Genomic DNA, 11243 nt, shown 5'->3' with positions numbered 1-11243 from the left:
GATTGGACGGGATTGCGCTTCGATTTGAATCGAGGCCGTTCGTTCTGCTTCTTGAAGAAGCGGTCATACGCATCGGTCAGGTGTTTGACGCTCGATTGAAGCGAATGGCTATCGACTTCTTTCAGCCAGTCGAACTCTTGCTTCAACATAGGAATTTCTTTCGAGCAAGAACCGTAAGACAGTCCTTTACCTGTCGCTTTATACGTCTCATCCCACTTCGCTAAAAAGTGGTTGAAGACGAAGCACGAACAACCAATGGTCTTCGCGATGAGGATTTCCTGCTCTTTTGTCGGGTAGATTCTGAATTTGTAAGCCTTATGCTTCAACATGATTTTCACCTCCTTGAAAGGAATTATACCCGAAAGGGAGGGGGGCGATTCACCGCCCACTTTCACTTCGTTTAGAAGTGGGAGTACTCTCGCCTAACTTAGATAGAGAGGACTAACATTTCGCTAAAACGGGAAACTTTTTGTTATATGATCCGTAATGGTAAGATAGAAGTAACTATACAGTCAACTTGTAAAACAGATAGAGGAATCAACTGAAAGAGGTGATGAGATGAAGTCTTCTACATGGTGGGTACTAGGTTCGATTGGTCTGATGTTCGTATTTCTTCAAATAGCAGACGTCTTAAATTTCTCCGGCATTTTCATCGCGTTAGGGTTATGGTTTATCTGGAGTGGATACCGTGCCAAACCAGGAAAACGATACCGGACGGAACGAAAGTCAACTGAGTTGAAACGAAAAAACGTCAAAAAGAAATTACTTCTTGATGACGAAGAAGAATTTGTTGGCAGTGTCATCTTGAAACCTGAACAGGCGACACGACGGTTTGATGAAACGGATGATCTCGAATTACAAGTTTTACAACGGACGGTCGAAGAAGGTTTTGTCAAACTACAGGCGTTTGACAAAATCATGCCATCAATTCGTGACAGTGAAATCCGTTCTGAGATGAGAATCGTGTCTCGTGAGGCCCATGTCTTATTTGAGGAACTGTTTACAGCGCCACGTGAAGTGAAAAAAGTCCGTGACTTCTTTACATTTTATCTGGATTCCTTATTGTCGATTTCGGAAAAATTCGCCGACTTAGAGCGTCGCGGTGCGCAAGTTCAAGTCGATACACGGGAACAGTTACAATCGAACCTAAAGATGATTGCTGAAAAACTAAAACAACAGCAATCGCTTTTATTAGAAGGAGATACCGTCGACTTGGAACGTGAGTTGTTGACGATTGAAAAAGTTTTGGCCCAAGAATCCGAACAACGAAAACAGGAGGAGAGTTATAAACATGACCCATTCTGACAACAATAGCTGGCAACAATGGCCGGAGGACGAACAAGCGACACAACCAACGATTTCAGATCCTTCCGTCGATGTCAATCTTGCCGAAACTTCACCTAGTCAAGCGGTACCGGCCCGACCGGTCGAAGAAATGATTCCAAGTGATGTGCCGGTTGAACAACGTCAAAAAATTGAACGGTTGCTTCAAGTAATCGATTTAAAAAAATCCGACGCTGTCATGCAATTTGGTGCGCCGGTCCAACGGGAACTCTCACAGTTTTCCGATCAGGTATTGAGTGAAGTGAAGATGAAAGACGGTGGCGACGCCGGGAAATTATTATCTGATTTGATGCAGCGTGTTCGTCAAATGGATCCGGATACCCTACAAGAAAAGAAAAGTTTTTGGTCAAACGTACCGGTCATCGGTCGGGCGAAGAAAAAAGCAGAGACGTATTTCTTGCAGTATGAAAAGATGAGTGCCTACTTGGAAGAAGTCGTCCACAATCTCGATCGTTCGAAGTTTGGATTGATGAAGGATATTACATTACTTGATCAGATGTATCAAAAAAATAAACGTTACTTCGAAGAATTAAATCTCTACATCGCGGCGGGTGAAACGAAGATTGCACACGTGCGTGAACATGAGATCGAACCGTTACGACTAGAAGTCGAACGTTCACGCGATCAGACACGATTACAAGAGTTAAATGATTTGATTCAACTCGCTGATCGATTTGAAAAGAAAATTCACGATTTAAAGTTATCTCGGACAATTAGTTTACAGATGGCGCCGCAAATTCGTGTCATCCAACAAAACAATCAAATTTTGGCGGAAAAGATTGAATCAGCCGTCGTCAATACGATTCCCCTATGGAAAAACCAAGTGGTGCTTTCCTTGAGTCTATCCCGTCAAAAAACAGCATTGCAAATGCAAAAAGATGTGACGAATACGACAAACCAGTTACTTGAGCAAAATTCGCGTCTGTTAAAAGATTCATCGATTGAAATCGCAGAAGAAAATGAAAAAGGAATCGTTTCGGTCGAATCCTTGAAAGTAGCACATCAAAACTTAATTGAGACGCTGGATGAGACACTTCGGATTCAGCAAGACGGGAAACAAAAACGTCGGGATGCGGAGCATGAACTGGAGCGGATGGAACATGAACTCAAACAAAAAGTCATCGAAGTCGCCTCAAAAAGTCGTGAATTACCAAATCGTCCATACTAAGGAACACGTTTACGTGTTCCTTAGTAGTTTAATGTAAAGGAGCGAATCAGTTTGCAAAAACAACAACAATGGGATACGACGTGGCTTTTGTTTGCCCGCATGATGGCTGATCGTCACTCAAAATGTGCTTCGAAGTCCGTTGCCTGTGTCATCGTCAAAGATGAAAAGCCGATTTCGATCGGAATAAACGGAACACCAAGTCAACACGTGAACTGCAACGAAATTTATTTGAAGCAAGAAGGCATTTTATATAAGGCAGCTGCAGAAGAAAAAAAGGATGGCGAGTCGATCTTACATAATGGGCGCCTGTTCTATCAGTGTTCGAATCAAGAAGAACACCATGAATGGTCAAAACTCCATGAAATTCATGCTGAAATCAATGCGTTAGGAAAGCTGGCGGCAGATTCGACGAGTGCGCGTCATGCGACCGCTTATGTGACACACAGTCCGTGCCACGCCTGTAGTTTAGCATTGATCGCTTCGAAAATTGATCGAGTCGTCTATTCCACCGGCTATGAATATGGTGATGGATTAACGCTCATGCGTCAAAGTGGAATTGAAGTCGTCCATCGTCCTTTGACCGAAGAATATTTTCTTGAAAGAATTTTCGATAAAGACTTGTAAACGCTTCCATTGCATTGTATGATGAAATCAAGCATTGCCATGGTAATTATTCACTCTTCCATTCGGGACGATCTCAAGCGAGATGGTCCCCCTTTTTTTGAAAAATGAATTGACAATTTTCGAAAAATCTGTCATTCTGTAAATATGATATGACGAAGCGGAATGCCGCATTTTCATAGGAAATGCCAATCAAGGAGCTGGAATGCCAGGTCGTTGAAAAAAAGTCCTGACTCACTGGAGTCGGGACTTTTTGTATTATTAGCGTAAAACGGTCCAAGATGCCTGAAGACGCTCGGCACGGACAAAAGATTTTTTAGCGGATGCTCCAGCTAATATGGTCATCAAGCGTTGGCAAATGATGTCACGTTGTGTCTGATGAAGAAATAAGTGTTGAATGAAACGGGCAAATACGACATCATTTGTCGTTAACTGCCGTTTAATCGTTTCTGGGGACATCTGATTGATTTCATCAGCATTAAAACCTGCGCCTACATTAAACGAGGAGACGATCAACAATTTGACCGGGGCGGATTCGAGAGGCAAACCAAGTGATTGGACACGTCGACAGGTCAGTATCATTTCCTGACGAATGAGTTGTTGTAACAAACAAGGTTCCTTTAAGACAAACGGATCATAAACCGAGACGGCTTGACGAAGTTGCTCACGTGTCATTTCGACGGGTTGCTGTAACTCGGCCGCGGAAGTTCGTGCTTCTTCATAACACGTAGATAATGAAATAATCATCCGATAGTCCTCCTTATAGTGGATAATTTGTCTGCTACTGTCATCTTAAAACATAAATGAAGCGCTTACAATGATTGTTTTGACATATACACGACAAGAGAAGATTTGATATCATGAAAGACGGAGCAAACGAGAGGAGTGTGGACAATGGTTCGATTATTTAAAGCGATTCCTGAAGTGGAAATGCCAGTCTATAACGGAAATGACTATCCACTCGAGATGTCAGAATCAGCGACAGGATTTTCGATCACCAATCATGTTCCAGGTGAACAGGTAGAAGAAACCTTACTGGTCGCTTCAGCGGAAATCAAAACGAGCCAAACGGGGCGTGAGTGGTTACAGTTCACCTTTAACTCTCCGAGCGGGGCGTGTAAGGGAAAACAATGGTTAAACCAAGGAACGGCTGAAGAGGCGATGCGTCCGTATCTGGAGACGGGAATCGTCCATGTCTTTGCCAAGGTCGAGGAGTACCCCGTCGATTCAGGAAATAAGTCGCTGACAGTCCAACGTGTCAAAGCGGTCCATGGTCAATCGGGCACCACGCTTTTACCGCAAATGCCGCATGGTGAATCGGCCAGTCAATACCGCGATCAGTTGATCGGCTTGATCGATCAGATGGAAGAACCACTCCGACAACTGGCGCATCGTGTGCTCGTAACGTATTGGTTTGATTTTTCGACACGACCAGCAGCCTTGTATCATCACCATGCCTATATCGGTGGATTATTAAAACATACGGCTTGTATGATGACCATTGGCGCCGGAATTTGTCGATCTGATCGTCCTTATTTAACCCTTTTACAATGTATTCAAGAAGCAGAGGCGGATCATAAAAATGATTTGTTTCAAGCGAGTGAGCGGGAGATGCGTCAGTTTGCTTGGGACGAGAGTTTTGATGCCTTGTATCAAGCAGCTCGATCGATTACGCTGTTGAATGAATCCCCTCGTCAAGATGAACTATTACTCGGTATTCTTTTACACGATATCGGAAAGATTTTTGAATATACCCATCTGGGTGCCTCGGACGACCGGTTTGCCCGTTTAGTCCAAGTAGAGCCAACGGAAGAAACGGTCTCGGGCATCGCCCTCGATCCGAATGGTGTATTGATGGGACACATGCCCTATGGATGTTTTGTTTTAGAACAGGCACTACAAAACGATGCGATCCGGCTACCGATCGATCAATACCACCGTTTGATGCATATGATCCTGTCCCATCATGGTAAAAAAGAATGGGGCTCAAGCGTAACACCGCAAACGACCGAAGCTTGGTATCTCCATGCAATCGATCTATTGGATGCGCGAAAAGAAAAGTGGCGGCAGAACCAATCGTCATAAGGAGTGAAACCATGTCAGAACGTATTCGAACGACACTCATCACCGGTTTTTTAGGAGCCGGGAAAACAACGTTGTTGAACCGGATCGTCACGAATCCAATTGAAAAAGTGGCCTTACTTGTAAATGAAGTCGGGGCAGTTCATATCGATGAAGCGTTGATTGAACGAAGTGACGAAGAAGTCATTGAATTGACGAATGGATGTATTTGCTGTTCGATTCGGGGTGATTTACGTGATGCCTTGTTACGGATTGCTAAAAAAAGACGACAAGGTGAGATGGAATTTGATCGGTTGATCATCGAAACGACAGGCATCGCAGATCCTGGACCGATTTTACAGACGTTTTATTTTGAACCGGCCATTGAACAACAGTATCAAATCTCTAGTGTCATTACCGTCGTGGATGCCTATCAGCTCGAACGGCAATTGACGTTCGAAGAAAACGTAAAGCAGATTGGTTTTGCGGACACACTCTTGTTAAACAAAATCGATTTGATTTCAGCAGATGAAGTCGTGAACGTGACACGTCGTTTATCCAATTTGAATCCAACCGCATTGATTCTTCCGACGATTGAATCGGAAACAGATATTCAACACTTATTTGAGACGTTCCATTTTCCAAAGCAGGAAGAGGATCGTCTGATGCGACAAACGGATGGTCTAGAAAAAGCAGCAGAGTCCTTTACGGCATTGACGATTACAGAAGCGACCCCGTTGCACCGTCAACGTTTTGGAGCAGTGCTACGAGAAATTCTTGAAGCCTATGCGGAAGATTTGTACCGGTATAAAGGAATCATCCATTTTGCAGATACGAACCAAAAAGTCATCCTGCAAGGAACAGGAATGATTTATGGGACGGCAGTACGTGGTGAATTTGAAGAACATAAACAAACGACGTTAGTGTTCATCGGAAAAAATTTAGATGAACAAGCGATTCGAAAAGGTGTAAAGGCGGCGAGAGAACATGGTTGAACTATATTTTGATGGGGCAGTCCGACCATCGAATGACGATGCAACAATCGGGATTTTTTGCAAAAATTCAGCAGGACAGGTCATTGAACGGACATTTAGAATCACGGCAGAAAATAATCATGAAGCAGAATTTCAAGCGTTTGAAAGAGCGGTGGATTTGGCAGAAGAGTTACTTGCACAAGGCGAAAGTGTATTTTCCTTCCGGACGGATTCGGAAGCGGTCTCGCTGGCAGTAGAACGAGAATTTGCTAAAAATAAGCGGATCCAAATTTATTTTGATCCGGCGTTCGAACGATTCAGTCGTTTGCCGTTAGCTTTTGTTAAATGGATTCCACGTTCGGAAAATAAAGCGGATCGTGTTGCAAAAGAAGCCTTAAACGACTTCTGACGAACAAGGAAACTGGAATGTGAGAATAAACGAAGAAATCCGAACGATCCCCTTCTTCAGAGAAGAGTTGGTATCGTTCGGATTTTTTTGTGTTATCCAGGTACTGGATGGAACAGTCATTCCGATTTCGGAAACGATGTTTCCACGGGCACGTCACGTACAGGCTCAATCAAAATCTGATCAATCCGGCGACCATCCAAATCAACGACTTCAAACCGGTACCCATTTGTGACGACATGACTTCCTCGGACAGGGAATTCTCCGAGCAGATACAATACGAGACCAGCGACCGTATGATAGATGTTCTTTTCTTCTCCAGGCAAGAGTGGTTTGACCTGCAACACACGCTTTAAATCATCGATATGCAACAATCCGTCCGCCAGATAAGAGCCGTCGCTTCGTTGCACGAGTTCAGGTTCTTCCTCAATCGTCGAGATTTCACCGACGAAGGCTTCTAAAATATCAAACAGGGTGATCATTCCTAAAAAACCACCATACTCATCCAGGACAAAGGCGATCGAGACGGTCTCTTTGCGCATCCGTTCCAGTAAGACTGTTGCCTGTAACTGTTTCGGGACAATCAGTGGCGTATGGATCAGGGATTCGATGACAGCAATCGGATGATCCGAAGCTAACACTTCTTTCGCATCGATGTAACCGACAAAATGATCCAAATCTCCATGACCAACCGGCAAGTTCCGGTGTTTCGCAGTGCGTAAATCCGCTAAAATCTGTTCCGGCGAATCCGTCAAATCAATCCACTCGGTGACCGTCCGCGGCTCCATCAATTCATATGCCAACTGATCATGAAAAGCAAATACACGCGATACTTGTTCTGCTTCAGACGAGGCAAACGTACCTTCTTTTAGTCCACGGATCAACAACTGTTTCACTTCATCTTCTGTTTCATCTTCCGTCTGTAAGCGATCAAGACCAATCAGACGAAAAATAGCACTTGTCGATTTACTTAAGATAAAGATAAAGGGTTTTAGAAGACTTGAAAAAAAACGCATCGGTTGGGCTAACATCATCGTTACCCGTTCCGGACTGACTAAAGCGATACGCTTTGGAACCAATTCACCGATGACAAGTGAGAGATACGTGATGATGGTGACGACGATCATATAACCAACAGTACTGGCATATGGCGCAAGCCAGGTGAAACCGCCTAACCACTCAATCAACGGCGCGGATAAGGCAGCACCACCAAACGCACCATTGATGATGCCAATCAGGGTAATCCCGACTTGGACCGTCGATAACAAATCGGTCGGACGTTCCAAAAAATCGAGGGCGATTTGAGCTGATTTTTTCCCGTCATCTGCATACTGTTGCAGTTTTTGTTTTTTCGAAGACAATAAAGCGAGTTCCGTCATGGCAAATAAACCATTTGCGAGAATCAATAAGACGACAATTGTTAAATTAATCAACCACATCAAGCATTCACTCCTTTTCGATAACAAACTATTCCCCAAACTCGCCTCTATCATTCCCATTCCTTCTCGTTTCCGTTAAACTATTAATGTATCAGTAGATAAAGGGGGAAATTATCATGGAATATCGGTTAGAGCGTGACACGATGGGGGAAATTCGTGTCCCAGAAGCACAAGAATGGGGAGCACAGACACAACGGAGTCTAGAAAACTTCAAGATTGGGACGGAAAAAATGCCGATCGAAATCATCCGGGCATTTGCGGTTCTTAAAAAAGGGGCGGCTTTGGCCAATCGTGATTTAGGGGTTCTCGATCAAGAAAAAGCGGAAGTCATCGCCGAAGTCTGTGATGAAATCATTGCGGGTCAGTTTGATGCGGAATTTCCGCTTGTCGTTTGGCAAACAGGTTCGGGTACACAGTCGAACATGAACGTCAACGAGGTCATCGCCCGAGTCGCGACACGAAAATTAGCGGAGCGTGGAAGTGATCACGTCATTCATCCGAATGATGATGTTAATAAATCGCAAAGTTCAAATGATACATACCCAACTGCGATGCACATTGCAGCCAAGACGATTGTCATCGATCAGCTGTTGCCGGCAATCGATGCGATTCATGCGACGCTCGACGAAAAGGCAACCACGTTCGCAGACATCGTCAAGATTGGACGGACGCATTTACAAGATGCAACACCGATTACACTCGGTCAAGAAATCAGTGGATGGGTCCGGATGTTACAATTGTCGAAAAAAATGATCGAGTTGACATTAGAGCCGTTGACGGAACTTGCCATCGGTGGAACCGCTGTCGGAACGGGAATCAATGCTCACCCAGAGTTTGGAGATCGTGCGGCACAAAAAATGAGTGAAGAGACGGGTAAATCCTTTGTCAGTGCGGAAAATAAATTCCATGCCTTGACGAGCCATGATCAACTGGTCTTTTCGCATGGTGCCATCAAGGCGCTAGCGATGGATGCGATGAAAATCGCAAACGATGTTCGATGGTTAGCATCGGGTCCACGTGCTGGTATTGGAGAAATCACGATTCCAGAAAATGAGCCCGGTAGTTCGATCATGCCGGGGAAAGTCAACCCGACACAAAGTGAAGCATTGACGATGGTCGCCGCGCAAGTTCTTGGAAATGACGCGACGATCGGGTTTGCTGCGAGTCAAGGAAACTTTGAATTAAATGTCTTTAAGCCGGTCATCATGTATAACTATATCCAATCTGTTCGTCTTTTGACGGATGCACTTCATTCGTTTAATGACCATTGTGCAATCGGAATCGAGCCGGAACGTACGGTCATCGCGGAAAACGTCGAACGATCGTTGATGCTCGTGACGGCACTGAATCCACACATCGGTTATGAAAACGCAGCTCGGATTGCTAAAGCTGCCCATAAAGAGGGTACAACATTAAAAGAAGCGGCACTTGCGACTGGCTTATTGACAGAGGAACAATACGATCAGTGGATCGTTCCGGCTGACATGGTCAGTCCAAATTTAAAAGCATAATCGAAAGCGAGGGTTTCCCTCGCTTTCTCTTCAGTCGAAGCAGGGGTTTCGACTGTATAGAAAGAGGGGGAAGACATGTGGAGACAGAACAGAATCAGATAGAAAAACAAATCCACCAGACAATCCTTATGGTCGAGCGGTTACTTCGGATGGCGTCTGTTCCTAAATCAGAGTTACTTGTCTTTTCAGACTGGCTGAATCGATTCGGTCAACACGATGAACTCGATTTTTTTGAAAGACAGGCATCACGCTGGATTCAGGAGTTAGAAGGTATTGCCGAGACTGTCAAACCGGATCAAATCCAGATGCTACTCGCACCGGTCATTGATCATCTTTCGGAACGAAGTCGAAAGAAAGTGATTCGTAAGGAAATGATTCTTTCCGTCACAAAACGGTTTTTGGACAATATTCAATGGAAAAAGTCACTGGAGAACGAACGGTATCTGACACGTTTTTTTGGCTCTATCGAAGACACGCTAGAAGTCGGATATGATCTTCACGTCGATGCGATGCTGATTGATTACGAAATAATTCAGACAACAGATGAAACCTTGCTTTTCAAGCTGATAAAAAAAGTAGAGGCGACCTTCATTCCGCTGATCATCATCGGTCCAAACGATGCGTCGATCCGTCAAACCTGTTATCAGCTGGGAGCAGATGATTACTGGGATGAAACCGTTTTGATTGAAGAACGTCAAATTCGTCTGAAGCGGCTGTTGCGTAAACTTCGGACGGTTTCGGCGACGATTTTAGTGGATGAATTGACGGGCGCCTTTAATCGGAAGTATCTCCAGAATGCGTATCGCCGGCGGACATCACGTCTGGAACGGGATGGACAGTTGTTTGCCTTGGCAATTTTTGATTTGGATCATTTTAAACGGATCAACGATCTGCATGGTCATCCGGCAGGTGATCTTGTGTTGGCAGAGCTTGCCGTGTTGACGAAACAAGCCATCCGACAGGAAGATGAATTGATTCGATTTGGCGGTGAAGAATTCATGTTGCTGTTTAGTGCCGACGATTCGGAACACGCAGTTGATATGATGGAGAAGGTCCGAGCGCGGATTGAACGGCATACGTTTCCGAACGGATTAAAGGTCACGGTATCAATTGGATTAACGGTCATCAAGGATGCAGCCATGGATTTAGAAGAGATGACGTCTGAAGCCGATGAAGCACTGTACCAAGCAAAACGAAATGGTAGAAATCAAGTGACGATCTATTCGATGGCAACCGCAAAAGAAAAGATGGAGGCATTGATTAAAATCGAATCGAACTCGTTTGATCAACTGGTGCCATTCCCGCTTCCGCATCATCCCAAGTATCATTTTCGCATCATTCCTTATGACGAGAAGACGGTTGCTCCGCTTCAGCTGTGTGTGCTGCCACTTGATCAACTGGCGGCTTCAAACTTTAAATTGTTGGAGGACTGGAAACAGTTCCGCGACGGCATGATTGAAGTCATTGCGATCGCATCAGAAGAAAACCAATTACTGGGTCAAGTACTTGAACGGGGAGTGACGGATTATTGTTTGTCTCCACTTGACCGGGATCAGCTAGAAGAGCAAATTCGACAGTGGACAGTCCGTCTTCCTTAAACATGAAAAAGGTATCGACACGTCATGGACGTATTGGGCTAACCTAAAATTTTGAGACAATATAAAACACCTTCGGAGTGGTACACTTTTAAAAAGTACTAACATCGGAGGTGTTTTTGCA

The 11243-nt window shown here is 44.5% G+C and carries 11 protein-coding genes; 8 read left to right on the top strand and 3 right to left on the bottom strand.

Features of this window, described 5'->3' with window-relative positions:
* Positions 1-329 (bottom strand): helix-turn-helix domain-containing protein (locus KNQ13_RS14815; RefSeq protein ID WP_214773247.1); only part of this gene is annotated, 329 nt, incomplete at its 3' end.
* A gap of 229 nt (positions 330-558) precedes the next feature.
* On the opposite strand from KNQ13_RS14815, the gene KNQ13_RS14810 reads away from it, so the two are divergent.
* The 3 genes from KNQ13_RS14810 to KNQ13_RS14800 are packed head-to-tail and all read left to right on the top strand — an operon-like array spanning position 559 to position 3136.
* The gene (locus KNQ13_RS14810; protein WP_014970567.1) at positions 559-1305 is read left to right on the top strand and encodes a 5-bromo-4-chloroindolyl phosphate hydrolysis family protein; all 747 of its coding nucleotides are present in this window, start codon (positions 559-561) and stop codon (positions 1303-1305) included.
* Positions 1292-2512, top strand: a complete 1221-nt coding sequence (locus KNQ13_RS14805) for a toxic anion resistance protein (RefSeq protein WP_026829779.1) — start codon at positions 1292-1294, stop codon at positions 2510-2512. The genes KNQ13_RS14810 and KNQ13_RS14805 overlap by 14 nt, the downstream gene beginning before the upstream one ends.
* Before the next feature lie 51 nt (positions 2513-2563).
* Positions 2564-3136, top strand: coding sequence for a deoxycytidylate deaminase (locus KNQ13_RS14800; protein ID WP_209548498.1), 573 nt, complete (start codon positions 2564-2566; stop codon positions 3134-3136).
* Between the two features lie 258 nt (positions 3137-3394).
* Here the strand turns inward: KNQ13_RS14800 and KNQ13_RS14795 are convergent, their stop codons facing one another.
* Positions 3395-3880, bottom strand: coding sequence for a hypothetical protein (locus tag KNQ13_RS14795; RefSeq protein ID WP_026829778.1), 486 nt, complete (start codon positions 3878-3880; stop codon positions 3395-3397).
* Positions 3881-4027: 147 nt separating this feature from the next.
* Here KNQ13_RS14795 and KNQ13_RS14790 point away from each other — a divergent pair, with 147 nt between their 5' ends.
* The 3 genes from KNQ13_RS14790 to KNQ13_RS14780 are packed head-to-tail and all read left to right on the top strand — an operon-like array spanning position 4028 to position 6577.
* A complete protein-coding gene (locus KNQ13_RS14790) occupies positions 4028-5218 on the top strand; it encodes an HD domain-containing protein (RefSeq protein WP_051590442.1) in 1191 nt (396 codons plus the stop codon).
* Positions 5219-5229: 11 nt separating this feature from the next.
* Entirely contained in the window at positions 5230-6189 is a 960-nt protein-coding gene (locus KNQ13_RS14785) for a CobW family GTP-binding protein (protein ID WP_026829777.1), read from the top strand.
* Positions 6182-6577: a ribonuclease HI family protein gene (locus KNQ13_RS14780; protein ID WP_026829776.1), complete on the top strand. Its 396-nt coding sequence runs from the start codon at positions 6182-6184 to the stop codon at positions 6575-6577. Before KNQ13_RS14785 ends, KNQ13_RS14780 begins: the two co-directional genes overlap by 8 nt.
* Before the next feature lie 116 nt (positions 6578-6693).
* Here KNQ13_RS14780 and KNQ13_RS14775 read toward each other — a convergent pair whose 3' ends face one another.
* Positions 6694-8013, bottom strand: coding sequence for a hemolysin family protein (locus KNQ13_RS14775; protein ID WP_034773913.1), 1320 nt, complete (start codon positions 8011-8013; stop codon positions 6694-6696).
* Between the two features lie 116 nt (positions 8014-8129).
* Here KNQ13_RS14775 and fumC point away from each other — a divergent pair, with 116 nt between their 5' ends.
* Together fumC and KNQ13_RS14765 are read left to right on the top strand one after the other, a co-directional pair.
* A complete protein-coding gene (fumC, locus tag KNQ13_RS14770; protein WP_014970561.1) occupies positions 8130-9524 on the top strand; it encodes a class II fumarate hydratase in 1395 nt (464 codons plus the stop codon).
* Between the two features lie 77 nt (positions 9525-9601).
* Entirely contained in the window at positions 9602-11122 is a 1521-nt protein-coding gene (locus KNQ13_RS14765; RefSeq protein WP_209548497.1) for a GGDEF domain-containing protein, read from the top strand.
* The last annotated feature ends 121 nt before the right edge of the window (positions 11123-11243 follow it).

Origin of the sequence: Exiguobacterium sp. s128, from assembly GCF_018618815.1 — a bacterium.
Lineage (GTDB): Bacteria > Bacillota > Bacilli > Exiguobacteriales > Exiguobacteriaceae > Exiguobacterium_A > Exiguobacterium_A antarcticum.
Note: the sequence above shows the minus strand (reverse complement) of the source record. Positions and strands in the feature narration are given on the sequence as shown.